Below are 22,975 nucleotides of genomic sequence, written 5' to 3'. Positions count from 1 at the left end.
CCCGGCGCGTCAATCGACCACCCGGCAGGTCAGATTGATCCGCCCGCCGCCGCTGAGCAGCGAGGAGGAGCCGAACCTGATCCGGTCCACCCCGTGATAGGTCAGCCGCGCGTCCCCGCCCATCACCACGACATCGCCCGAACGCAGCCAGTGCGACACCGTGCTGCCCCCGCGCGCCGTATTGCCGACGCGCAGCAGCCCATCGTCGCCCAGTGAAATCGACAGCACGGGCCAGGAAAAATCCGCCTCGTCACGATCCTGGTGCAGGCCCATGCGGGCGCCTTCGCCGTAGTAGTTGATCAAACAGCAATCCGGATCGCGGCGGGCGCTGACCAGATCGCGCCAGATTTGCAGAACGCCGCCGGGAATATCGGGCCAAGGCCCCCCGCCGGGATGCGCGGCATCATAGCGATAGCCCGAGCTGCCGGAGACCCACCCATACCGCCCGGCCGAGGTCATGCGCACGCTCATCGCGCGGCCCATCGGCGTCATCGGCGTAAACAGCGGCGCCTTTGCGGCCACGGCGCGCAGCCCATCAACCAGCGCCGCCTGCCGCGCGCCGTCCAGATATCCCGGCAAGATACGAAATCCGCGCAGCTCCAGTTCCGTCATCGCCGTCCTTTCGCGCAAAAAACCCGCCTTTTGCGCAAAAACCATTGCAAGCCACCGCTTGCAGGGCGTTGCGCCCCTCCCTATATACGCCTCGACGCAAGGCCAGCAATCGCCAGCCGCGCCGAAACTCAAACCGGGGCCGGGATGCCGAAACGGGTCGCGCCCTGTCATATCGCCTGAAGAGAAAGGGATGAAAACATGTCCAAAGTCATTGGTATTGACCTGGGAACCACCAATAGCTGTGTCGCCATCATGGATGGCAAGACCGCGCGCGTGATCGAGAACTCCGAAGGCACGCGCACCACGCCGTCGATCGTCGCCTTCACCGAGAACGAGCGTCTCGTCGGCCAGCCGGCCAAGCGGCAGGCGGTCACGAACCCCGAAAACACCGTCTTTGGCGTCAAGCGCCTGATCGGCCGCCGCGCCGATGACAGCCACCTGGCCAAGGACAAGAAAAACATGCCCTTCACCGTCATCGACGGCGGCAATGGCGACGCATGGGTTCAGGCGCGCGGCGAGAAATATTCGCCCAGCCAGATCAGCGCGTTCATTCTGGGCAAGATGAAGGAAACCGCCGAGAGCTATCTGGGCGAGGAAGTGACGCAGGCCGTCATCACCGTTCCGGCCTATTTCAACGACGCCCAGCGTCAGGCCACCAAGGATGCGGGCAAGATTGCCGGCCTTGAAGTCCTGCGCATCATCAACGAGCCGACGGCCGCCGCGCTGGCTTATGGCCTCGACAAGGACAACGCCCAGACGATCGCGGTCTATGACCTTGGCGGCGGTACGTTCGACGTGACCATCCTTGAGATCGAGGACGGCCTGTTCGAAGTGAAGGCCACCAATGGCGACACGTTCCTGGGCGGCGAAGATTTCGACATGCGGATCGTCAACTATCTGGCGGACGAGTTCAAGAAAGAGCACCAGGTCGACCTGACGCAGGACAAGATGGCCCTGCAGCGTCTGAAAGAGGCTGCCGAAAAGGCCAAGATCGAGCTGTCCAGCTCCAGCCAGACCGAGATCAACCAGCCGTTCATCTCGATGTCCTCGAACGGCCAGCCGCTGCACATGGTCATGAAGCTGACCCGTGCCAAGCTGGAAAGCCTTGTCGGCGATCTGATCAAGGCGTCGCTCAAGCCGTGCCAGGCCGCGCTGAAGGATGCGGGCCTGTCGGCCAGCGATATCGACGAGGTCGTTCTGGTCGGCGGCATGACCCGCATGCCCAAGGTGATCGAAGAGGTAACCAAGCTGTTCGGCAAGGAGCCGAACAAGGGCGTCAACCCCGATGAGGTCGTTGCCATGGGCGCCGCCATCCAGGCCGCCGTCCTGCAGGGCGACATCAAGGACGTGGTCCTTCTGGACGTCACGCCCCTGAGCCTTGGCATCGAGACGCTGGGCGGCGTGTTCACCCGCCTGATCGACCGCAACACGACGATCCCGACGAACAAGAGCCAGGTCTTCTCGACCGCCGAGGACAACCAGAACGCCGTGACGATCCGGGTGTTCCAGGGCGAGCGCGAGATGGCAGCCGACAACAAGATGCTGGGCCAGTTCAATCTGGAGAACATCCCGCCCGCACCGCGCGGCATGCCCCAGATCGAGGTGACGTTCGACATCGACACCAACGGCATCGTTTCTGTCTCCGCCAAGGACAAGGGCACCAACAAGGAGCAGAAGATCACGATCCAAGCGTCGGGCGGTCTGTCCGATGAAGACATCGAAAAGATGGTCAAGGACGCCGAGGAGAACGCAGACGCCGACAAGGCGCGCCGCGAGCTTGTCGAGGCCCGGAACCAGGCCGAAAGCCTGATCGACTCCACCGAGAAATCGATGGAGGAGCACTCGGACAAGGTGGATCCCACCACGGTCGAGGCGATCGAGCTGGCCATCTCCGCGCTCAAGGACGATCTGGAGAAGGATGACGCCGGCAAGATCAAGGCGGGCATCCAGAACGTTACCGAGGCGGCGATGAAGCTGGGCGAGGCGATCTACAAGGCGGCCCAGGAAGAAGACGACGGCAGCCCCAAGGGCGCCGACGAAGCTGCAGGCCCGGGCGACGACGACATCGTCGATGCCGATTTCGAGGACCTTGACGACAGCAAGCGCGGCTAATGCGGCGCTAGGAGACTTTCGGGCCGGTCCTATCAGGCCGGCCCGTTTCGTTTCAGGTACAGGAGTTCTCGAATGGCCAAACGCGATTATTACGAGGTGCTGGGCGTCGCGCGCGGGGCCTCGGCGGACGAAATCAAGAAAGCGTATCGCCAGAAGGCGAAGGCGCTGCATCCCGACAGCAACAAGGACAACCCCGAAGCCGAGACACAGTTCAAGGAAGCGGGCGAGGCGTATGATGTTCTGAAGGACGCCGAGAAGAAGGCGGCCTATGACCGGTTCGGCCACGCGGCCTTCGAGGGCGGCATGGGCGGCGGCGGCAACGGACGGCGCCCCGGACCGGGCGGACAGGGCCAAGGCGATTTCGCCAGCGCCTTTTCCGACGTCTTTGACGATCTCTTCGGCGATTTCATGGGCGCACGCGGCGGCGGCGGGCGGCAACGTGCCGCGCGCGGGTCCGACCTGCGCTATAACATGCGCGTGACGCTGGAAGACGCCTTCAAGGGGCTGCAAAAGACGATCAACGTGCCAACCTCCGTTCAGTGCAACGCCTGTGACGGATCGGGCGCCGAGGGCGGCGCCGAGCCGACGACCTGCCCGACCTGTTCGGGCATGGGCAAGGTGCGCGCGCAGCAGGGGTTTTTCACGGTCGAGCGGACCTGCCCCACCTGTTCGGGCATGGGCCAGATCGTGCAGAACCCGTGCAAATCCTGTGGTGGTCAGGGCCGCGTCGAAAAGGATCGCGCGCTGAGCGTGAACATCCCCGCTGGCGTCGAGACCGGAACGCGCATTCGCCTGTCCGGCGAGGGCGAGGCCGGCATGCGCGGCGGTCCTCCGGGCGATCTTTATATCTTCATCGAGGTTGCCAAGCACAGCCTCTTTGACCGCGAGGAAAGCAACCTTTATTGCAAGGTTCCCGTGTCGATGATCACGGCAGCCATCGGCGGCGATATCGAGGTGCCCACCATCGACGGCGGACGCAGCAAGGTGAAGATACCGGCAGGCAGCCAGTCGGGCCGCCAGATGCGCCTGCGCGGCAAGGGCATGCCGGCGCTCCGCGGCGGCGGCGCGGGCGACATGTTCATCGAGATGGCGGTCGAGACGCCGGTCAACCTGACCTCGAAGCAAAAAGAGCTTCTGCGCGAGTTCGAGGCCCTGTCGGAGGACAACAACCCCGAAAGCAAGAGCTTTTTCCGCTCGGTCAAGTCCTTCTGGGACAGCATGAAGGGCTGAGCCGCCCCGCCGACCGGACCCATCAAAGGCCCCGCACCCTGCGGGGCCTTTTGCGTTTGGAACGATGCCGCGCGCCGCGACGTTTACCCTGAAAAGGAGGCGACAATGGCAAAGTTTTCAAAAGGCGATCACGTCAGCTGGAATTCCGAAGCGGGCCGCGTCAGCGGCAAGATCATCAAGGTCCATGAACAGGATTTCGACTACAAGGGCCATAAACGGCGCGCGTCCAAGGACGATCCGCAATACGAGATCGAAAGCGACAAGACCGATCACATCGCCGCGCACAAGGAAGACGCCCTGACCAAGCTGGATTGATGTCCACCGGGTTCACCACCATCGGACATTCGACCCGCGATCTGGCCGAGTTCGCAGGAATGCTTCGCGATGCGCAAGTGAATGTCGTTGCCGACGTGCGATCATTCCCGAAATCGCGGAGCAATCCCGCTTATAATACGGACACCCTTCCCGACGATTTGCGCAAATGGCAAATCGACTATCGGCATTTTCCGGACCTTGGCGGGCGCCGCAAGGTGCAGCCGCAGGTTGACGATGCGGTCAATGCGATGTGGCGCGTGCGCAGTTTCCAGAACTATGCCGACTATGCCCTGGGGCGTGAATTTGCCGCAGCGTTCGACGAGCTTTTAACGCTGGGAAAACGCCGCAAGGTTGCGATCATGTGCGCCGAAGCGGTCTGGTGGCGCTGCCACCGGCGTATCATCACCGACTATCTGCTGGCGCGCGAACATCCGGTCGACCATCTGATGGCGCCGGGCCGAACCGAGCCCGCCAAGATGACGCAGGGGGCGCGCATACGCGACGACCGAAATGTCGTTTATCCTGCCGAGGATGAATAAACCGCGCCCTCACTGGCGCGCTCTTTCCTATCACCGATCCGCGCGATACTATGCGCGAAACGCTCCGTGCCGAGGGCGTAGGGTAAGGGAACTTGGGACATGGCGCATATCATCGTCGTCGGAAACGAAAAGGGCGGCGCGGGCAAATCGACCGTGTCCATGCACGTCGCAACCGCCTTGGCGCGGATGGGCAAGACGGTCAGCGCGCTGGATCTGGACCTGCGGCAAAAGACGTTCGGGCGCTATGCGGAAAACCGCAAGGCGTTTCTGGCCAAGTCGGGTCTGGACCTGCCCAGCCCGTTTTATCACGACCTTCCCGAGGTGGATCAGGCAACGCTTGGCCCCGGTGAGAACGTCTTTGACCGCCGCCTGTCCGAGGCAGTCGCCTCGCTGGAGCCGGACAGCGATTTCATCGTGATCGACTGCCCCGGCTCGCATACACGGCTGAGCCAGGTCGCGCATTCGCTGGCCGATACGCTGATCACGCCGCTGAACGACAGCTTTGTCGATTTTGACCTTCTGGCCCATGTCGACGAAGACGGGCGCAAGATCCTGCGCCCTTCGGTCTATTCCGAGATGGTCTGGAACGCGCGCCAGTTGCGCGCGCAGGCGGGGTTGAAGCCCATCGACTGGATTGTCGTGCGCAACCGCGTCGGCGCGCAGGCCATGGTCAACAAGGAGAAAATGGGCGCCGCGCTGGATAATCTGGCCAAGCGGATCGGATTTCGCACCGCTCCCGGCTTTAACGAGCGGGTGATTTTCCGCGAGCTCTTCCCGCGCGGTCTGACATTGCTGGATCTCAAGGACGTGGGCGTGAAGCAGTTGAACATCTCGAACATCGCGGCGCGGCAGGAGCTGCGCGATCTTATCTCGGCGCTGAAACTGCCGGGGGTCGACGCGAATTTCTGACGCGCCCGCGCCGCAAGGCGATCACGTTGGAGATCAGGAGCGCGCCGATCACCACCGCGCCGCCCAGGATTGCCCAGGCTCCGGGATCTTCGCCTATCGCCGCCCACACCAGAAGCGGCGCCAGCACCGATTCCAACAAGATCAACAGCGACACCTCCGCCGAAGCCAGGTAGCGCGGGCCAAGCGTCAGGAGGGACGTGGACACAGCGATGAACGCGCCATGGCCCAGCACCAGCGGCCATTGTGATGGCATCGCCTGACCGGGGGTCGCCCAGATCAGCATGACAAACGCCGACAGCAGATACGCTATCGGGATGGCCGGGATCATCGACGTCGCCCGCACCCTGCGCACGGCCGTCAGCGCAGCCGCGAAACTGGCCGAGACGGCCAGCGCGATCAGATCGCCCCGCCAGTTTGCGATCGCGTTTTCCGAGCTGCCATAGGCAATGACCCCAAGCCCCGGCAACACCGCGGCCAACGTCAAGATCATGCGTTTGCTGAACGGCTCGCCCAGAAAGATCCGGCTGAAAATCGCGGCAAATACCGGGATGGAGGCGAAGATGAACACCACATTCGCCACGCTGGTCAGCGATATTGCCATGACGAACCCCGGCGCGGTCGTCGACATCAGCAGAATATACAGCGCGCCGGGCCAACCGGTGCGCAATACGGCGCGAAAGCCGGATAACCCTTGGAAAACAAGGCATCCGATCAGGATCAGGCCGCCCGCGATCAGGGCGCGCCAAAAGGTGATCGTGACCGGATCCGCCTGAATCAGGCGCACGAAAAGGGAGTCGGGAACCACCATGAGCACGCCCAGCGCGGTGATCAGCAATCCCTTGAAATGCTCGCTCATCCAGATGACCCTCGCGCATATTCCGGCTCAGCCGCAAAACGCCTTAGCGATCTGTTCATGCGAATCGGCCCATTGTAAAGCGCGGGCGCCAGCCGGGCGGCGCCGCGATGTTTCGGTGATGTGAGCAGGGGGCGCGATGATACCGCTGATACAGACGATTTGGCTGGCCCTGTCGGCCGTGCTGTTCGTCCTGTGGATATGGTGGATGTTTCACGCCCTTTTCACCCTGACGCGGGCCGCACGCGCTTCGGCCCAAGACCGCGGCCGCATGTGGCCCACCCCGCGCGAGCAAGCGGCGGAATTCTGGCGGTTCATCCGGGATCCGATCCATCGGCGCGCGCGCTGGCAACTGGCATGCCTGACCGCCGGGCTGCTGGCGATGAACCTTCTGGGCCTTGCCATCTGGAATACCGCACCGCCCTGATGCGTTCCGCGCCTGCGTGACGCCACGCGCGGCTTTCAACCGGTGCGCAGCTCTGGCATAATCACCAAAATCCATCATAAAAAATGAGCAGCGCCCCGATGTCCGATCTTCTGACTGCCGCCACCTCGTCCGGCGACTATGACGCGTCCTCGATCCAGGTTCTGGAGGATATGGAGCATGTGCGCCTGCGCCCCGGAATGTATATCGGCGGCAAGGATGATCGCGCGTTGCATCACATGGTGGCCGAAATCGTCGACAACTCGATGGACGAGGCGGTTGCCGGTCACGCAACGTGGATCGAGGTGGAGCTTCACGAGAACGGCCATGTTTCGGTCCGCGACAACGGGCGCGGCATCCCCACCGGCCCGCACCCCAAGGATCCGGCCAAATCCGCGCTGGAAATCATCTTTTGCACGCTGAACGCCGGCGGCAAGTTTTCCGGCGACAGCTATGAGACATCGGGCGGCTTGCACGGTGTCGGCTCGTCCGTGGTCAATGCGCTGTCGGACCATCTGCGGGTGGAAGTGGCCCGCAACAAGGAGCTGTTCGCGATGGAGTTCTCGCGCGGCCTGCCCGTCGCGCCGCTGGCCAAGATCGGTGCGGCTCCCAACCGGCGCGGAACCGCTGTGACCTTCCATCCCGACCCCGAAATCTTCGGCTCGCTCAAGTTGAAGCCCGCGCGCCTGTTCAAGATGGCCCGCTCCAAGGCGTATCTGTTTTCGGGCGTTGAGATCCGCTGGAAAACGGAAATCGACGATGGCGAAACCCCGCGCGAGGCGAAATTCCATTTCCCCGGCGGCCTTTCGGATTACCTGACCGAGGCGATGGGCGGCGCAACCACCTATGCCGACACGCCCTTCGCCGGCTCCGTCAGCTTCGAGAAGTTCAAGGTTCCCGGCAAGGTCGAATGGGCGATCAACTGGACGCCGGCCCGCGACGGTTTTATCCAGTCCTACTGCAACACGGTGCCCACGCCCGAAGGCGGCACGCACGAGGCCGGGTTCTGGGCCGCGATCCTCAAGGGAATCAAGGGCTACGGCGAGCTGGTCAGCAACAAGAAGGCGGCGACCATCACGCGCGAGGATCTGATGACCGGCGCCGGCGCGCTGGTCAGCTGCTTTATCCGCGAGCCTGAATTCGTCGGACAGACCAAGGACAGGCTGGCCACGGTTGATGCCCAGCGCATGGTGGAAAACTCCGTGCGCGATCATTTCGACAACTGGCTTGCCGCCGACACCAGGTCAGCGGGCGCGATCCTTGATTTTCTGGTCCTGCGCGCCGAAGAGCGTCTGCGCCGCCGTCAGGAAAAGGAAACCCAGCGCAAGACGGCGACCAAGAAACTGCGGCTGCCCGGCAAGCTGGTCGATTGCTCCTCCAACACCCGCGACGGCACCGAGTTGTTCATCGTCGAGGGAGATTCGGCCGGCGGCTCGGCCAAGATGGCGCGTGACCGCAAGACGCAGGCGCTGCTTCCCTTGCGGGGCAAGATCCTGAACGTGCTGGGGGCTGCAAGCTCGAAACTGGGCAGCAATCAGGAAATCAGCGATCTGACGCAGGCCCTTGGCGTCGGGCTCGGCTCCAAGTTCAACCTCGACGATCTGCGCTATGACAAGATCATCATCATGACCGATGCCGATGTCGACGGCGCGCATATCGCATCGCTGCTGATGACATTCTTCTTCACGCAGATGCGCCCGATGATCGACGCGGGCCACCTCTACCTGGCCTGCCCGCCCCTCTACCGCCTCAGCCAGGGCGCACGCCGCGTCTATTGCATCGACGAGGCCGAGCGGGATCTGTGGATGGCCAAGGGCCTTGGCGGCAAGGGCAAGATCGACGTCAGTCGTTTCAAGGGCCTCGGCGAAATGGACGCCAAGGACCTGAAGGAGACGACGATGGACGTCAAATCGCGCAAGCTGATCCGCGTGACGATAGACGAGGATGAACCGGGCGAGACAGGCGATCTTGTCGAGCGGTTGATGGGGAAAAAGCCGGAGCTGCGCTTTCAATACATTCAGGAGAATGCACGGTTTGTGGAGGAACTGGATGTGTGAGGCGCCTCGACACCGCCAATGACGGGCCATTCCTTTACTCTCGCAGGCGCGCGCCTCATCGCCCTGCCTTCAGGTGCGCTGTTCTGGCCGGACAAGTCGCTGCTCTGCGTGTCTGACCTGCATCTTGGTAAATCCGAGCGCCGCGCGCGGCTGGGCAGCGCGTCCCTGCCGCCTTATGAGACCCGCGACACGCTTGCCCGGCTTGAGGCCGATCTGCGCGCCACTGGTGCGAAAACCGTCATCTGTCTTGGCGACAGCTTTGACGACATCGCGGCGGCTGACGCGCTGAGCGACGGGGAAAAGCTGTGGATTGCGACGCTGCAATCCGGGCGGCGCTGGATCTGGATCGAAGGCAATCACGATCCGGGGCCGGTCGATCTGGGCGGCACATATCTGGCCGAGCTTGCGCTGGCGCCCCTTACATTCCGCCACATAGCCCGCCTTGGCGCCCATGGCGAGGTGTCGGGGCACTACCACCCCAAAGCGAATGTCAAAACGCGGGGCCGCAGCCTCAGCCGCCCCGCGTTTCTGATTGATACGGCGCGTGTCATCATGCCGGCCTACGGCACCTATACGGGCGGGCTGCGCAGCGACAATCCGGCGCTGGCAACGCTCATGAGCGCGCAGGCGATCGCGGTGCTGACCGGCAAAACCGCCCGCGCGATCCCGATGCCACGCTAAGGCGCTTCAGACGGTCAGGCCTTCGGGCTCGTCCAGCCCATTGGCCCGGCAGGCGGCAGTCAAGGTATTCGCCAGCAAGCATGCGATCGTCATCGGCCCGACCCCCCCCGGAACCGGAGTGATGGCACCGGCGCGCTTTGCGCAGCTTTCATAATCGACATCACCGACCAGCTTGGTCTTGCCGTCGTCCTTCTCGATCCGGTTGATGCCCACGTCGATGACGGTAGCGCCTTCCTTGATCCAGTCGCCCGGCACCATTTCGGGGCGTCCGACGGCGGCCACGACAATATCGGCGCGGCGGACCACATCGGCCAGGTCCTTGGTGCGCGAATGGGCAATCGTCACCGTGCAGCTATCGCCAAGCAGGAGCTGCGCCATCGGCTTGCCCACGATATTGCTGCGCCCGATCACGACGGCGTCCATTCCCGACAGCGAGCCATGATGATGACGCAGCATCATCAGGCACCCCAGCGGCGTGCAGGGCACCATGCTTTTCTGGCCGGTCCCCAGCAGACCGACGTTCGAGATGTGAAACCCGTCCACATCCTTGGCGGGATCGAGGGAATTGATCACCAGATCCTCGTTCAGATGCTTGGGCAGCGGCAGCTGCACCAGGATCCCGTGAATGCTGTCGTCCTTGTTCAGCTTGTCGATCAGCGCCAGCAGATCGGCCTCGGACGTATCCGCGTCCAGCTTGTGCTCGACGCTTTTCATGCCCACTTCGGTCGTCTGCTTGCCCTTCGAGCGGACGTAGACCTGGCTGGCCGGGTCCTCGCCCACCAGCACGACGGCAAGGCCGGGCACCAGATCGTGCTTTTCCTTCAGCCGCGTCACATGCTCCGCAACCTTGCCCCGCACCTCGGCCGCAAAGGCCTTGCCGTCAATCACCTGAGCCGTCATCGCGCGCCCTCTCCTCATGTTGCAAAGGCGCTGCCCCTGCCTTCATCTTGGGTTAAATACTCCCCGCGCGGAGCGCAGGAGCCGCCCATAGGGCGGCGACCGGAGCGCCGGGGGGTCGATCCCCCCGGCGCTCCGCGCCCCGTTCAGAACAGACCTTCGATCTCGCCGCCATCGTTCAAGCGGATCGACTGCGCCGCAGGCGTGCGCGGCAGGCCCGGCATCGTCATGATCTCGCCGCAGACGACGACAACGAAACCGGCACCGGCGCTCAGCCGCACTTCGCGGATCGGCACGGAATGGCCCGTGGGCGCGCCCCGGCGGCTGGGATCGGTGGTAAAGCTGTACTGCGTCTTCGCCATGCAGATCGGCAGGTTGCCATACCCGGCCTCCTCCCACTGCTTCAGCTGGTCGCGGATCTTGCTGTCGGCCACCACGGCGTCGGCGTGATAGATGTTCTTCGCGATCGTCTCGATCTTCTGGAACAGCGGCATTTCGTCGGGATAGATCGGCTTGAAGTTGCTCTCGCCGCTCTCGGCCACTTCGGCAACGCGGCGGGCCAGATCGGCGCTGCCTTCGCTGCCCAGCTCCCAGTGACGCGACAGGATCGCCTCGGAGCCTTGGGCCTTGACGTAGTCCTTGACCGCCTGAACCTCAGCGTCGGTGTCATTGACGAAATGGTTGATCGCCACGACCACCGGCACCCCGAAGGATTTGAGGTTGGCGATGTGACGTCCGAGGTTCGCGCAGCCTTCCTTGACCGCGTCGACATTTTCGGCGCCCAGATCACCCTTAGCAACGCCGCCGTTCATCTTCATCGCGCGCACGGTGGCGACCAGCACCACGCAGTCGGGTGCCAGACCCGCCTTGCGGCACTTGATGTTCATGAACTTCTCGGCGCCCAGATCGGCGCCAAAGCCGGCCTCGGTGACCACGAACTCAGCGATCTTCAGCGCCGTCGTTGTCGCCGTGACCGAGTTGCAGCCATGCGCGATATTGGCAAACGGGCCGCCATGGACGAAGGCCGGGTTGTTCTCCAGCGTCTGCACCAGGTTGGGCTGCATCGCGTCCTTCAGCAGCACGGTCATCGCGCCCTGCGCCTCGATATCGCGGCAGAAGACGGGGCTGCGGTCGCGGCGATAGGCCACGATCATGGCGCCCAGACGCTCCTCAAGATCCTTGAGGTTCTTGGCGAGGCAGAGGATCGCCATGACTTCGGACGCAACGGTGATGTCGAAACCGCTCTCGTTCGGGAAGCCGTTGGCCACACCGCCCAGCGACGCGGTGATCTGGCGCAATGCGCGGTCGTTCATGTCGACAACGCGGCGCCACACGACGCGGCGGATGTCGATGTCCAGCTCGTTGCCCCAGTAGATGTGGTTGTCGATCATGGCCGACAGCAGCGAGTGGGCGCTGGTAATCGCGTGGAAGTCGCCCGTGAAGTGCAGGTTCATGTCCTCCATCGGGACAACCTGCGCATAACCGCCGCCCGCGGCGCCGCCCTTCATGCCGAAGTTCGGCCCGAGGGATGCCTCGCGGATACACACCATCGCCTTCTTGCCGATGGCGTTCAGACCGTCGCCCAGACCGACGGTCGTGGTGGTCTTGCCTTCGCCGGCAGGCGTCGGGTTGATCGCCGTGACAAGGATCAGCTTGCCGTTTTTGTTCTTCTGAACGCTGTCGATATAGGCCTGGCTTACCTTGGCCTTGTCGTGGCCATAGGGCAGCAGATGCTCGCCGGGGATGCCCAGCTTGTCACCGACCTCCTGGATCGGTTTCTTGTTTGCTGCGCGCGCAATTTCGATATCGCTCTTGTAGGCCATTTAGGTAGTCTCCCTGGGGTTATTCGGACGTCACTCGGCGGCGACGGATTTGGCGTTGTCGGCTTCGACCTTCACGGCGGAGAATTTGAACTCCGGGATCTTGCCGTAGGGGTCGATGGCCGGGTTTGTCAGGATGTTGGCTGCCGCCTCGACGAAGGCGAAGGGCAGGAACACCATGTCCGGGGCCACGGCGCGGTCGGCCCGCGCCATGATGCTGATGCTGCCACGCTTGGTGGTCAGGCGCACATGCTCGCCCGGTGCGACGCCCAGCTTGCGCAAGGTGCTGGGATGCAGCGAGCAGTTTGCCTCGGGCTCGACCGCGTCCAGAACGCTGGACCGGCGCGTCATGGAGCCTGTGTGCCAATGCTCCAGCTGGCGGCCGGTGGTCAGGATCATCGGATACTCCTCGTCCGGCACGTCATCGGGCGCGATGATCGAGGCAGGCGTAAACCGCGCGCGCCCCTCGGGCCGGGGGAAGCCGTCGCCAAACACGATGGGCTGGCCCGGGTCGGTCGGGCTGAGCGACGGATAGGTCACCGCGCCTTCGGTCTCCAGCCGCTCCCACGTGATGTTGTCGAGACTGCGCATGTTCAGCTTCATCTCGGCGAACACATCGGCGGGGCTGTCATAGGACCAGCCAAGGCCCAGACGGTTGGCCAGATCGATGGTGATGATCCAATCCTCGCGCGCATCGCCCATGGGCGGCAGCGCGGCACGGGCCAGTTGCACCTGCCGGTTGGTATTGGTCACCGTGCCCGATTTCTCGGCAAAGGCCGAGGCGGGCAGGATCACATCGGCATAGTTGGCCGTTTCGGTCAGGAAGATATCCTGCACCACCAGATGATCCAGTTTGGCCAGCGCATCGCGGGCATGCTCGACATCAGGGTCCGACATGGCCGGGTTTTCGCCCAGGATATACATCGCCTTGATGTTGCCGGCGTGCACGTCGTCCATGATCTCGGTGACGGTCAGGCCCGGTTTTCTGCTGAAATCGCCGCTTTCCCAGACCTCGGTAAAGGCGTTTCGCACGCCCTCGTCCGTGACGCTCTGATAATCGGGCAGGAACATCGGAACGAGGCCCGCGTCGGACGCGCCCTGCACGTTGTTCTGTCCGCGCAGCGGGTGCAGGCCCGCGCCGGGGCGGCCAACCTGGCCGCACATCAGCGCCAGCGAAATCAGGCAGCGCGAGTTATCCGTGCCGTGGATATGCTGGCTGACGCCCATCCCCCAGAAGATCATGGCGGATTTCGCGCCCGCAAAGGTGCGCGCAACCTCGCGCAACGTTTCCGCCGGGATGCCGCAGATGCCTTCCATCTTCTCGGGCGAGAAATCGGCCAGATGCGCCTTTTCGGCCTCCCAATTCTCGGTATAGGCGTCGATATATTGCTGATCATACAGCTTTTCTTCGACGATCGTGTGCATGATCGCGTTCAGCATCGACACGTCCGCGCCGGGGCGGAATTGCAGCATGTGAGTGGCGAACCGCTTCATGCCCTGCCCGCGCGGGTCCATCACGATCAGCTTGCCACCGCGCTTGGTGAACTGCTTGAAATAGGTGGCGGCGACGGGATGGTTCTCGACCGGGTTGGCGCCGATGATGATGGCGACGTCGGCATTCTCGATCTCGTTGAAGGTCGCCGTCACGGCGCCCGATCCGACATTCTCGATCAGCGCGGACACGGACGACGCGTGGCACAGCCGCGTGCAGTGATCCACGTTGTTGTGGCCAAATCCCTGGCGGATCAGCTTCTGGAACAGATAAGCCTCTTCGTTGGTGCATTTGGCGCTGCCGAAACCGGCCACTTCGCGGCCGCGGCCTTTCAGCCCCTTGGCAGCGAAATCCATCGCCTCATCCCATTCCGCCTCGCGGAAATGCTTGCTCCAGTTGCCGGGATCGACGTTCAGCCCCTTGGCGGGCGCATCCTCGCGGCGAATCAGCGGCTTGGTCAGGCGGTGGGGGTGGTGGATGTAGTCAAAGCCAAAGCGTCCCTTGACGCAAAGCCGTCCCTCGTTCGCGGGGCCGTTGATGCCCTCCACATACTTGACGCGGCCATCCTTGACCTTCAGAGAAATCTGGCAACCGACGCCGCAGAAGGGGCAGATGCTCTTGGTTTCACTGTCGAAATCGGCGCTGTCGCCGACCTGATTTTCGTCCACGACACTCGATTCCATCAACGCGCCGGTCGGGCAGGCCTGCACACATTCTCCGCAGGCGACGCAGGTGCTCTCGCCCATGGGGTCGTCAAAATCGAATACCGGGTAGGCTTCATGCCCGCGCCCGGCCATGCCGATCACGTCATTGACCTGAACCTCGCGGCAGGCGCGCACGCACAGGCCGCACTGGATGCAGGCATCCATGTTGACGCTCATCGCAATATGGCTGTTGTCGGTGCAAGGGACATTGGCCGGTTCCAGCTGCGGAAAGCGGCTGGTCTCAACGCCTTGCAGCGCGGCCATATCCCAGAAATGGCTGGATTTATCGTGCGCGACGTCCTGTTCGGGCTGATCGGCGACCAGCATTTCCATCACCATCTTGCGGGCTTGCTTGGCGCGGGAGGTGTCGGTTTTCACCACCATCCCCTCGCCCGGCTCACGGATGCAGGACGCGGCCAGCACGCGCTCGCCCTCGATCTCGACCATGCAGGCGCGGCAGTTGCCATCGGGGCGATAGCCCGGCTGCGGCTTGTGGCAGAGATGGGGGATGATCAGGCCGCGACCGTGGCTGATTTCCCAGATCGTCATGCCCTTCGGTGCGGTGACTTCGGCGCCGTCGAGCGTGAAGGTGACTGTCTCCGTATTCGTGTCGAGCATCAGATTTCCTCCGGGAAAAACTTTATCGTCGAGCGTATCGGATTCGGGGCCGCCTGTCCCAGACCGCAGATCGACGCGTCGCCCATTGCGGTGCAAAGCTCGTCCAGCAGGGGCTGATCCCACGTATCCGCCTCCATCAGCTTGACCGCCTTTTCACAGCCCACCCGGCACGGGGTGCACTGGCCGCAGCTTTCATCCTCGAAGAACCGCAGCATGTTCAGCGCGGCCTGCTTGGCGCTGTCCTTGTCGCTCAGCACGACAACGGCGGCGGAGCCGATAAAGCTGCCATGAGGCTGAAGCGTGTCGAAATCCAGCGGAATATCGCTCATCGACGCGGGCAGCAGGCCAGAGGACGGGCCGCCCGGCTGATACGCCTTGAAGCTGTGGCCGTCCATCATGCCGCCCGCAGCCTTGATGATGTCGGTGATCGTCGAGCCGGCATAAAGAAGATAGACACCGGGGTTCTTGACGCGGCCCGAGACGGAATAGCTGCGCAGGCCCTTGCGGTCATTATGCTCGTGATCCGACAGGATCTCGGGGCCCTCGCGCAGAACGCGCGCGACCCAGTGCAGCGTCTCGATATTGTTGACCAGTGTCGGGCGGCCAAAGACGCCGACCTGCGCAACGAAGGGCGGACGGTGGCGCGGGATGCCGCGCTTGCCCTCGATGCTTTCGATCATGGCGCTTTCTTCGCCGCAGATATAGGCGCCGGCGCCGCGGCGCAGTTCGATATAGCCCTTCGGCGCGATGCCCGCCTCCTCCAGCGCCGCAATCTCGCGCGCGAGAATTTCCAGAACCGCGGGATATTCGTCGCGCATGTAAATGAAGCACGTATCGGCCTCGACCGCCCAGGCGGCGATCAGCATCCCCTCAAGGAAAAGATGCGGCACCCGCTCCAGATAGTAGCGGTCCTTGAACGTGCCCGGCTCGCCCTCGTCGCCGTTGACGGCCACATAGCGGGGGCCCGGCTCGGCCCGCACGAAGCCCCATTTCTTGCCCGAGGGGAAACCCGCGCCGCCAAGGCCGCGCAGCCCCGAATCCAGCAATCTTTGCTGCACCGTCTCGAAATCGCCGTTCTTGCGCAGATCAGCCAGCACCGAGTAGCCGCCATTCGCGAGGCAGGTCTCCAGCGTCTCGTAGTCGGGGATGGTGGGGTGCGTGTGCCCTGCGGCAATGGCGGCATCCACCTTTTCCGGCGTGGCAAAGTCGATATGCGCGTGGCCCAGTTCCAGCACCGGCGCGGTATCGCAGCGGCCCATGCAGGGCGCGCGCAGCACGCGCACCTCGGCGGGATCATAGCCCTTTTCCAGCGCCGACTTCAGCTCTTGCGCGCCGGCCAGCTCGCAGCTGAGCGAATCGCAGACCCGGATCGTCAACGCCGGAGGGGGCGTCTCGCCCTCTTTGACCACGTCGAAATGGGCGTAGAACGTCGCAACCTCATAAACCTCGGCCATGCCGATGCGCAACTCTTCGGCCAGCGCGCGCAGATGCGCCGCCGACAGATGGCCGAACTTGTCCTGAATGAGGTGCAAATACTCGATCAGCAGATCACGGCGCAGCGCACGCCCGGCCAGCAGCGCCTGAACGTCGGCCCATGCCTGATCGTCCAGCTGCCGCCCCTTGGGCGTGACCCGGCCCTTGCCGCGTCCGGATTTCCATACACCGCTACCTTGATCCGCGCCCATGACGACTCCCCCACATAATTTCCCAGTGTTTAACTAATTTTCCCGTCAGTCAACAGCAGAGCGTCGAATTTCTCTCGGCTCGCACACTGGCTCGCAAATAGAAAAGCAGGCCGCAAGGCGGCCTGCTATACTGCGTGCGTCACTTCAGCATCAAACTGCGCGCTCTACCATCATCTTCTTGATGTTCGCGATGGCCTTTGCAGGGTTCAGACCCTTGGGGCACGTCTTGGTGCAGTTCATGATCGTGTGGCAACGATAGAGCTTGAACGGGTCTTCCAGATCGTCCAGCCGCTCGCCCGTCGCCTCGTCGCGCGAATCGATGATCCAGCGATAGGCATGCAGCAGCGCGGCCGGGCCCAGATACCTGTCGCCATTCCACCAATAGCTGGGACACGCGGTCGAGCAGCAGGCGCACATGACGCATTCGTAAAGACCGTCCAGCTTCTCGCGGTCCTCGATGGACTGCTTCCATTCCTTTGCCGGCTCGTTTGTCTCGGTCTCCAGCCACGGCATGATGCTGGCATGCTGGGCGTAGAAATGGGTGAGGTCGGTGATCAGGTCGCGCACGACGGGCATGTGCGGCAGCGGGTAGATCTTCACGTCGCCCTTCACCTCGTCCATGCCATAGATGCAGGCCAGCGTGTTGATGCCGCCGATATTCATCGAGCAACTGCCGCAGATCCCCTCGCGGCAGGACCGCCGGAAGGACAGCGTCGGGTCGATGTCGGTCTTGATCTTGATGAGCGCGTCCAGAACCATCGGGCCGCAATCGTCCATGTCGACGAAATAGGTGTCCACGCGCGGGTTCTGGCCGTCATCGGGCGACCAGCGATAGATGCTGAACTTGCGCAGGTTGGTGGCGCCCTCGGGCTTGGGCCATGTCTTGCCCGTCACCATGCGGCTGTTTTTCGGCAATGTGAGTTGAACCATTCTTCTACTCCTGTCAGCTGAGCAAGGTCACGCCGTTCCGGGCAATGCATTGTATGGATTCGGGGCGGCGCGCGATCCGGCTGATCTGCTCGGCCGTTGCGGCATCAAGGCCCGTCACCGTCGCGCTGGCGATCTGCATGATGTCGCGCGCGTCGGCGGCGTCGATGATGCAATCGGTGATCGGCGCGGCGTTCAGCCCCGGATACCTGTCGGCGACATAGCCGTTCACCACGGCCTTGGCCCGGCCGCGCGCCAGATCGTCGGCCATGTCATTGGCCGTGGCGCAGGCACTCAGCGCCGTTGCGCAAACCGCGAGTATGCCAAGTGCGCGCATCAGAACGTCCGCTCTTTCGGGGCGATCTTCTTCATCGAGATGCCGCCCTCTGCCTCGGTCGTCAGCGGGGTCTCGACGATGGGGCGATAGCTGAGATCGACCTTGGGGCCATCCACCCGCGCGATCGTATGGACGCGCCAGTTTTCATCATCGCGTTTCTCGAAATCCTCGTGCGCGTGGGCGCCGCGGCTTTCATGGCGCGCCTCGGCCCCGGCGATGGTGGCCATCGCATTGGGCATGAGGTTGGTCAGCTCCAGCGTTTCCATCAGGTCGGTGTTCCAGACCAGGCTGCGATCGGTGACGTGCAGATCGTCCAGCTTGGCCGCGATTTCGCCCATCTTCTCCAGCCCTTCGGCCAGCGTCTTGGACGTGCGGAACACGGCGGCATCGGCCTGCATGGTCTTTTGCATCTCGACGCGCAACTCGGCGGTGGGGGTGCCGCCATTGGCGTTGCGGATGCTGTCGAAACGCTCGAACGCCTTTTCGACGCCCGCCTTGTTCGTCGCGGGCACGGCCGAGTCGGGGTCCACTACCTTGCCCGCGCGGATCGCGGCCGCGCGGCCAAAGACCACCAGATCGATCAGCGAGTTCGAGCCGAGCCGGTTTGCCCCATGCACCGAGGCACAGCCCGCCTCGCCCACGGCCATCAGGCCCGGCACGACGGCGTTGGGCGCGTCCGCGGTCGGGTTCAGCACCTCGCCCCAGTAGTTCGTGGGGATGCCGCCCATGTTGTAATGCACGGTGGGAATGACCGGGATCGGCTCTTTGGTCACATCGACACCAGCAAAGATCTTGGCGGATTCCGAGATGCCCGGCAGGCGCACATGCAGCGCCTCGGGCGGCAGGTGCGACAGGTTCAGGTGTATGTGATCGCTGTCCTTGCCGACGCCGCGCCCTTCGCGGATTTCCATCGTCATCGAGCGGCTGACATAGTCGCGCGGGGCCAGATCCTTGTATTGGGGCGCATAGCGCTCCATGAACCGCTCGCCCTCGGAGTTGGTCAGATACCCGCCCTCGCCGCGCGCGCCCTCGGTAATCAGGCAGCCCGCGCCGTAGATGCCTGTGGGGTGGAATTGCACGAACTCCATATCCTGAAGCGGCAGGCCCGCCCGCGCCACCATGCCGCCGCCATCGCCGGTGCAGGTATGCGCGGAGGTGGCTGAGAAATAGGCGCGGCCATAGCCGCCGGTGGCCAGAACCACCGTCTTGGCGTTGAAGACATGCATCGTGCCGTCGTCCAGCTTCCAACAGACGACGCCGGTGCAGGCACCATCGTCGGACATCAGCAGGTCGATGGCGAAATACTCGATATAGAACTCGGCCTTCTGCTTCAGGCTCTGACCATAGAGCGTGTGCAGAATCGCGTGACCAGTGCGGTCGGCGGCGGCGCAGGTGCGCTGCACCGCGGGGCCTTCGCCGAATTCGGTGGTGTGGCCGCCAAAGGGGCGCTGATAGATCTTGCCCTCTTCGGTGCGGCTGAACGGGACGCCGTAATGCTCCAGCTCATACACCGCCTTGGGCGCCTCGCGGGCCAGATACTCCATCGCGTCTGTATCGCCCAGCCAATCGGACCCCTTGACCGTGTCATACATATGCCACTGCCAGTGATCGGGGCCCATGTTCGACAGCGACGCGGCAATGCCGCCTTGCGCGGCAACCGTGTGCGAGCGGGTCGGGAACACCTTGGTCACGCAGGCGGTGCGCAGCCCCTGCTCGGCCATGCCAAGCGTCGCGCGCAGGCCGGCGCCGCCGGCGCCCACAACCACGACGTCGTAATCATGCGTCTCGTATTCGTATTTGGCCATTGGGTCAGTTCCTCAAATCGCGATTTTGGCAACGGCAAAAAGCCCGGTCGCCGTCAACCCGTAGGACAGCACCGTCACCGAAATGATCAGCACCTTGCGGGTGAGGCCGTCGGAATAATCCTCGATCATGGTCCGCGCGCCCTTGCGGAAATGCTCCAGCCCGACGAACAGCACGAGGCCGAACAGGATGGCCACGGCCGGATGGCCGAGCGTGGCGATCACCTCCTCGCGGGTGCCGCCCAGTGTGGACCCGAAGATATAGAGGAATGTCGGCACGATCAGCGCAAGGCCAACGGCGCTGACAATCATGTACCAGTGATGCTCGGTGCCGGAATGTGCGGCGCCCTTGCCAATCGCGCGCTTGCGGGCGGTCAGATAACGCATGATTTGCCCTTCCTCAGATGATGATGATGGTCAGAACGGTCAGCACGACCGAACCGATCACGCAGACCCAGCCCAGCGTCTCGGCAGACTTGATGTCCAGCGCGCGGCCCGTGTCCCAGATCAGGTGCCGCAGCCCCGCCAGGTAGTGATACCAGATCGCCCAAAGCGAGAGCGTCAGCACCAGATCGCCGAACCATGACGTGAGCACGGCATTTGCGGTATCGAAATATTCCGGTCCGGTCGCCGCCGCCAGAAGCCACCAGACCATCAACAGCACCGAAACGATCAGCGCATTGCCGGTGATCCGTGTCAGGATCGAGCTAATGGACGTCATCTGCGGGCGATAGATTGAAATATGCGGTGAAAGCGGGCGATCGCCCCGGTTCACATCAGCCATTCCGATTGATCCTTTGCTTGCCACTTGCGCCGGTCGCCAAGTGCGCCGATGCAATCACTTGAATGATGTTCTAGCCGTCTTGGCGCGCTTGCCCAGCCCAAAACCACCTAAAATGGCATACATGCAGGTCAGAATCGCGTTTTGTGATCACACATTATGGCGTGTGATCACAAATATCATGCCGTGAGGCGCGTGGCTGCCCTGCGGCGCGCCCGCCCGAGTCGGCAAAGGCGTCTCGCCGCGCCCACGTCCCGGCGGGCGCGGCAAAACCGGTTCAGTGCTGCAGCGGCAGACCGTTCTTGTCCTTGAGCGAGCCGACGATCAGGCGGACGAAATCGATGATCGTCCAGATGCCGAGGCCGCCCAGCGTCAGCAGCATCAGGATGCCCGTGCCGATCTTGCCCAGGTAAAACCGGTGAACGCCAAGCCCGCCGAGGAAGAAGCAGAGCAATACCGCCGGCACGAACTTCTTGTCGCTGACCGGCTGAACGAGGGTGGAATCTGTCATTTCAATGTCCCTATGAATGGGGCGCCCCACTGGCGCCTGTTTGTGGCGGCCGCGGACTAAAGCGTCACGGGCCGCCCCTGGCCATCGCGCCACTTCTCGATGATCAGGTAGTAGAAGATTATGATCGTATGGACGGCATCCAGAAGAACCGTCAACAGCGCCAATCCCGGATATCCCTGAACGGCAAATCCGATCGCCATGACGACAAGCGCGACATCCGCCAATCCATGCAACCAGTCCTCAAGATAGAAATGGTGCAGCCCCAGCACTCCGAAAACCCCGCATAACGTGACCGCCACCCCGTAGGATTTAGGCGACCTTTCGGAAGCTTTCTGCATTATTTCGACCGTCCTGGGGCACTGCGCCGCTTCTTTTGGCGCAAACCATGGCACCGCGCAAGAAATATTGCGCCACGCCATGACGCGGCGTCATCCCTCGTGCCCATATCGCATCACGATCTCAGTCAGAGCCCGTCAGTACGTCCGCGATTTTCCCGGCCAGACGCGCCGCGACGCGGTACTTCGACATGCGCGGCCAGCGTTCCGTGCCGGACTGTGTTATCAGCGTAACGGCATTCTCGGTCCCGCCCATGATCCCCATCGCCTCGCTCACATCGTTGGCCACGATCCAGTCGCAGCCCTTGCGTTTCAGCTTGGCCGCGGCATTGGCCTCCAGATCGTCGGTTTCGGCGGCGAACCCGATCACCAGACCGGGCCGGTTCTCCGCCCGCTGAGACAATGCGGCGAGGATGTCGGGATTTTCGGCGAATTCCAGTTGCGGCAGCCCGCCCGCGGTCTTTTTCATCTTCGACGGTGACGCAGAGGCCACCCGCCAATCCGCCACAGCCGCGGCGCAGACAGCCGCATCCACCGGCAGCGCGGTCTCGCACGCAGCCAGCATTTGCTGCGCCGTCTCCACCCGTTGCACTTCAACGCCGCCCGGCGCAGGCATGTCGGCGGGTCCGGTGACGAAAACCACCTCGGCGCCAAACGCCGCCAGCGCGCGGGCGATCGCGGTGCCTTGCGCGCCGGACGAGCGGTTGGCGATGTAGCGCACCGGATCAATCGGCTCGTGGGTCGGGCCGGAGGTGACAAGGATGCGCCGCCCTTTCAGCGGGCCGTCCGCCAGCGCGGATTGAACGGCCGCGACAATCTCTAACGGTTCGGCCATGCGGCCCGGCCCGTGTTCGCCGCAGGCCATGTCGCCATCATTCGGGCCGACGAACCGGATGCCATCGCCGCGCAGGGTGGCAATATTGCGCTGCGTCGCCGCGTGCTGCCACATGCGCACGTTCATCGCGGGCGCGATCAGAACGGGCGTGTCGGTCGCCAGCAGCAGCGTCGAGGCCAGATCGTCCGCCCGCCCCTGCGCCATCCGCGCCATGAGATCGGCGGTCGCGGGCGCGACAACGATCAGATCGGCGCTGCGGCTCAGCTCGATATGGCCCATTTCGGCCTCATCGGTGAGGTCGAACAGATCGCTGAACAGCTTTTGACCGGCGAGTGCGGAGACCGACAGGGGCGTCACGAACTGCGCCCCGGCGCGGGTCAGGACCGGCGTGACCGAGACGCCGCGCTCGCGAAGGCGCCGGATCAGATCCAGCGCCTTGAAGGCGGCAATGCCGCCGCCGATGATCAGCAAGATACGCTTCGAGGTCAGCATCCGGCCC

Annotated in this window: 22 protein-coding genes; 8 read left to right on the top strand and 14 right to left on the bottom strand. The window is 63.4% G+C overall.

Annotation, left to right across the window (positions count from 1 at the left end; translation table 11 throughout):
• Nucleotides 1-9 precede the first annotated feature (9 nt).
• Complete coding sequence (locus DC366_RS10760; protein WP_165802885.1) at nucleotides 10-612, bottom strand: alpha-ketoglutarate-dependent dioxygenase AlkB family protein; 603 nt, start codon at nucleotides 610-612, stop codon at nucleotides 10-12.
• Nucleotides 613-810: 198 nt separating this feature from the next.
• Between DC366_RS10760 and dnaK the strand changes: the two genes are divergently transcribed.
• From dnaK to DC366_RS10735, 5 genes are all read left to right on the top strand, one after another.
• Complete coding sequence (gene dnaK, locus DC366_RS10755) at nucleotides 811-2,724, top strand: molecular chaperone DnaK (RefSeq protein ID WP_108692207.1); 1,914 nt, start codon at nucleotides 811-813, stop codon at nucleotides 2,722-2,724.
• Between the two features lie 72 nt (nucleotides 2,725-2,796).
• On the top strand, nucleotides 2,797-3,954 hold the full coding sequence (dnaJ, locus tag DC366_RS10750; protein ID WP_108692206.1) for a molecular chaperone DnaJ: 1,158 nt from the start codon (nucleotides 2,797-2,799) through the stop codon (nucleotides 3,952-3,954).
• Nucleotides 3,955-4,059: 105 nt separating this feature from the next.
• The gene (locus DC366_RS10745; RefSeq protein ID WP_108692205.1) at nucleotides 4,060-4,269 is read left to right on the top strand and encodes a hypervirulence associated TUDOR domain-containing protein; all 210 of its coding nucleotides are present in this window, start codon (nucleotides 4,060-4,062) and stop codon (nucleotides 4,267-4,269) included.
• A complete protein-coding gene (locus DC366_RS10740) occupies nucleotides 4,269-4,808 on the top strand; it encodes a DUF488 domain-containing protein (protein ID WP_108692204.1) in 540 nt (179 codons plus the stop codon). The genes DC366_RS10745 and DC366_RS10740 overlap by 1 nt, the downstream gene beginning before the upstream one ends.
• 99 nt (nucleotides 4,809-4,907) lie before the next feature.
• Nucleotides 4,908-5,717 (top strand): division plane positioning ATPase MipZ, encoded by an 810-nt coding sequence (locus DC366_RS10735; RefSeq protein ID WP_108692203.1) that lies wholly within the window; start codon nucleotides 4,908-4,910, stop codon nucleotides 5,715-5,717.
• Here DC366_RS10735 and DC366_RS10730 read toward each other — a convergent pair.
• A complete protein-coding gene (locus DC366_RS10730) occupies nucleotides 5,674-6,573 on the bottom strand; it encodes a DMT family transporter (protein ID WP_108692202.1) in 900 nt (299 codons plus the stop codon). The genes DC366_RS10735 and DC366_RS10730 overlap by 44 nt on opposite strands.
• Before the next feature lie 136 nt (nucleotides 6,574-6,709).
• Between DC366_RS10730 and DC366_RS10725 the strand changes: the two genes are divergently transcribed.
• The 3 genes from DC366_RS10725 (at nucleotide 6,710) to pdeM (ending at nucleotide 9,732) form a co-directional block, all read left to right on the top strand.
• The gene (locus tag DC366_RS10725) at nucleotides 6,710-6,997 is read left to right on the top strand and encodes a hypothetical protein (RefSeq protein ID WP_108692201.1); all 288 of its coding nucleotides are present in this window, start codon (nucleotides 6,710-6,712) and stop codon (nucleotides 6,995-6,997) included.
• A gap of 98 nt (nucleotides 6,998-7,095) precedes the next feature.
• Nucleotides 7,096-9,051 carry a DNA gyrase/topoisomerase IV subunit B gene (locus tag DC366_RS10720; protein WP_108692200.1) on the top strand — a complete coding sequence of 652 codons (1,956 nt, stop codon included), beginning with the start codon at nucleotides 7,096-7,098 and terminating at the stop codon, nucleotides 9,049-9,051.
• Between the two features lie 18 nt (nucleotides 9,052-9,069).
• Nucleotides 9,070-9,732: a ligase-associated DNA damage response endonuclease PdeM gene (pdeM, locus tag DC366_RS10715; protein ID WP_108692199.1), complete on the top strand. Its 663-nt coding sequence runs from the start codon at nucleotides 9,070-9,072 to the stop codon at nucleotides 9,730-9,732.
• A 6-nt stretch (nucleotides 9,733-9,738) separates the two neighbouring features.
• On the opposite strand, the gene folD is transcribed toward pdeM, so the two are convergent.
• The 12 genes from folD to coaBC all read right to left on the bottom strand — a co-directional run bounded on the left by folD (nucleotide 9,739) and on the right by coaBC (nucleotide 22,968).
• On the bottom strand, nucleotides 9,739-10,632 hold the full coding sequence (gene folD / locus DC366_RS10710; protein WP_108692198.1) for a bifunctional methylenetetrahydrofolate dehydrogenase/methenyltetrahydrofolate cyclohydrolase FolD: 894 nt from the start codon (nucleotides 10,630-10,632) through the stop codon (nucleotides 9,739-9,741).
• 143 nt (nucleotides 10,633-10,775) lie between these two features.
• Nucleotides 10,776-12,452 carry a formate--tetrahydrofolate ligase gene (locus tag DC366_RS10705; RefSeq protein ID WP_108692197.1) on the bottom strand — a complete coding sequence of 559 codons (1,677 nt, stop codon included), beginning with the start codon at nucleotides 12,450-12,452 and terminating at the stop codon, nucleotides 10,776-10,778.
• 30 nt (nucleotides 12,453-12,482) lie between these two features.
• Complete coding sequence (fdhF, locus tag DC366_RS10700) at nucleotides 12,483-15,263, bottom strand: formate dehydrogenase subunit alpha (protein ID WP_108692196.1); 2,781 nt, start codon at nucleotides 15,261-15,263, stop codon at nucleotides 12,483-12,485.
• Nucleotides 15,263-16,948, bottom strand: coding sequence for an NAD(P)H-dependent oxidoreductase subunit E (locus DC366_RS10695; RefSeq protein ID WP_108692195.1), 1,686 nt, complete (start codon nucleotides 16,946-16,948; stop codon nucleotides 15,263-15,265). Before DC366_RS10695 ends, fdhF begins: the two co-directional genes overlap by 1 nt.
• Before the next feature lie 150 nt (nucleotides 16,949-17,098).
• Entirely contained in the window at nucleotides 17,099-17,878 is a 780-nt protein-coding gene (locus tag DC366_RS10690; RefSeq protein WP_108692194.1) for a succinate dehydrogenase iron-sulfur subunit, read from the bottom strand.
• A gap of 13 nt (nucleotides 17,879-17,891) precedes the next feature.
• Nucleotides 17,892-18,212, bottom strand: coding sequence for a succinate dehydrogenase (locus DC366_RS10685; protein WP_108692193.1), 321 nt, complete (start codon nucleotides 18,210-18,212; stop codon nucleotides 17,892-17,894).
• On the bottom strand, nucleotides 18,212-20,017 hold the full coding sequence (gene sdhA / locus DC366_RS10680; protein WP_108692192.1) for a succinate dehydrogenase flavoprotein subunit: 1,806 nt from the start codon (nucleotides 20,015-20,017) through the stop codon (nucleotides 18,212-18,214). Before sdhA ends, DC366_RS10685 begins: the two co-directional genes overlap by 1 nt.
• Before the next feature lie 12 nt (nucleotides 20,018-20,029).
• Complete coding sequence (sdhD, locus tag DC366_RS10675) at nucleotides 20,030-20,401, bottom strand: succinate dehydrogenase, hydrophobic membrane anchor protein (protein ID WP_108692191.1); 372 nt, start codon at nucleotides 20,399-20,401, stop codon at nucleotides 20,030-20,032.
• A gap of 13 nt (nucleotides 20,402-20,414) precedes the next feature.
• A complete protein-coding gene (gene sdhC / locus DC366_RS10670; protein WP_108692190.1) occupies nucleotides 20,415-20,798 on the bottom strand; it encodes a succinate dehydrogenase, cytochrome b556 subunit in 384 nt (127 codons plus the stop codon).
• 274 nt (nucleotides 20,799-21,072) lie between these two features.
• Nucleotides 21,073-21,306, bottom strand: coding sequence for a TM2 domain-containing protein (locus tag DC366_RS10665; protein ID WP_108692189.1), 234 nt, complete (start codon nucleotides 21,304-21,306; stop codon nucleotides 21,073-21,075).
• A 56-nt stretch (nucleotides 21,307-21,362) separates the two neighbouring features.
• Nucleotides 21,363-21,644, bottom strand: a complete 282-nt coding sequence (locus tag DC366_RS10660) for a TM2 domain-containing protein (protein ID WP_133176196.1) — start codon at nucleotides 21,642-21,644, stop codon at nucleotides 21,363-21,365.
• Between the two features lie 121 nt (nucleotides 21,645-21,765).
• Complete coding sequence (gene coaBC, locus DC366_RS10655; RefSeq protein WP_108692187.1) at nucleotides 21,766-22,968, bottom strand: bifunctional phosphopantothenoylcysteine decarboxylase/phosphopantothenate--cysteine ligase CoaBC; 1,203 nt, start codon at nucleotides 22,966-22,968, stop codon at nucleotides 21,766-21,768.
• Nucleotides 22,969-22,975: the final 7 nt, after the last annotated feature.

The sequence above is a fragment of the Pelagivirga sediminicola genome, from assembly GCF_003072125.1.
Lineage (GTDB): Bacteria > Pseudomonadota > Alphaproteobacteria > Rhodobacterales > Rhodobacteraceae > Roseovarius > Roseovarius sediminicola.
Note: the sequence above shows the minus strand (reverse complement) of the source record. Positions and strands in the feature narration are given on the sequence as shown.

Bases quoted from the DNA above. Each gene is read 5' to 3' on its own strand.
- DC366_RS10760 (WP_165802885.1), bottom strand. From the start codon at position 612: ATGACGGAACTGGAGCTGCGCGGATTTCGTATCTTGCCGGGATATCTG.
- dnaK (WP_108692207.1), top strand. From the start codon at position 811: ATGTCCAAAGTCATTGGTATTGACCTGGGAACCACCAATAGCTGTGTC.
- dnaJ (WP_108692206.1), top strand. From the start codon at position 2,797: ATGGCCAAACGCGATTATTACGAGGTGCTGGGCGTCGCGCGCGGGGCC.
- DC366_RS10745 (WP_108692205.1), top strand. From the start codon at position 4,060: ATGGCAAAGTTTTCAAAAGGCGATCACGTCAGCTGGAATTCCGAAGCG.
- DC366_RS10740 (WP_108692204.1), top strand. From the start codon at position 4,269: ATGTCCACCGGGTTCACCACCATCGGACATTCGACCCGCGATCTGGCC.
- DC366_RS10735 (WP_108692203.1), top strand. From the start codon at position 4,908: ATGGCGCATATCATCGTCGTCGGAAACGAAAAGGGCGGCGCGGGCAAA.
- DC366_RS10730 (WP_108692202.1), bottom strand. From the start codon at position 6,573: ATGAGCGAGCATTTCAAGGGATTGCTGATCACCGCGCTGGGCGTGCTC.
- DC366_RS10725 (WP_108692201.1), top strand. From the start codon at position 6,710: ATGATACCGCTGATACAGACGATTTGGCTGGCCCTGTCGGCCGTGCTG.
- DC366_RS10720 (WP_108692200.1), top strand. From the start codon at position 7,096: ATGTCCGATCTTCTGACTGCCGCCACCTCGTCCGGCGACTATGACGCG.
- pdeM (WP_108692199.1), top strand. From the start codon at position 9,070: ATGACGGGCCATTCCTTTACTCTCGCAGGCGCGCGCCTCATCGCCCTG.
- folD (WP_108692198.1), bottom strand. From the start codon at position 10,632: ATGACGGCTCAGGTGATTGACGGCAAGGCCTTTGCGGCCGAGGTGCGG.
- DC366_RS10705 (WP_108692197.1), bottom strand. From the start codon at position 12,452: ATGGCCTACAAGAGCGATATCGAAATTGCGCGCGCAGCAAACAAGAAA.
- fdhF (WP_108692196.1), bottom strand. From the start codon at position 15,263: ATGCTCGACACGAATACGGAGACAGTCACCTTCACGCTCGACGGCGCC.
- DC366_RS10695 (WP_108692195.1), bottom strand. From the start codon at position 16,948: ATGGGCGCGGATCAAGGTAGCGGTGTATGGAAATCCGGACGCGGCAAG.
- DC366_RS10690 (WP_108692194.1), bottom strand. From the start codon at position 17,878: ATGGTTCAACTCACATTGCCGAAAAACAGCCGCATGGTGACGGGCAAG.
- DC366_RS10685 (WP_108692193.1), bottom strand. From the start codon at position 18,212: ATGCGCGCACTTGGCATACTCGCGGTTTGCGCAACGGCGCTGAGTGCC.
- sdhA (WP_108692192.1), bottom strand. From the start codon at position 20,017: ATGGCCAAATACGAATACGAGACGCATGATTACGACGTCGTGGTTGTG.
- sdhD (WP_108692191.1), bottom strand. From the start codon at position 20,401: ATGCGTTATCTGACCGCCCGCAAGCGCGCGATTGGCAAGGGCGCCGCA.
- sdhC (WP_108692190.1), bottom strand. From the start codon at position 20,798: ATGGCTGATGTGAACCGGGGCGATCGCCCGCTTTCACCGCATATTTCA.
- DC366_RS10665 (WP_108692189.1), bottom strand. From the start codon at position 21,306: ATGACAGATTCCACCCTCGTTCAGCCGGTCAGCGACAAGAAGTTCGTG.
- DC366_RS10660 (WP_133176196.1), bottom strand. From the start codon at position 21,644: ATGCAGAAAGCTTCCGAAAGGTCGCCTAAATCCTACGGGGTGGCGGTC.
- coaBC (WP_108692187.1), bottom strand. From the start codon at position 22,968: ATGCTGACCTCGAAGCGTATCTTGCTGATCATCGGCGGCGGCATTGCC.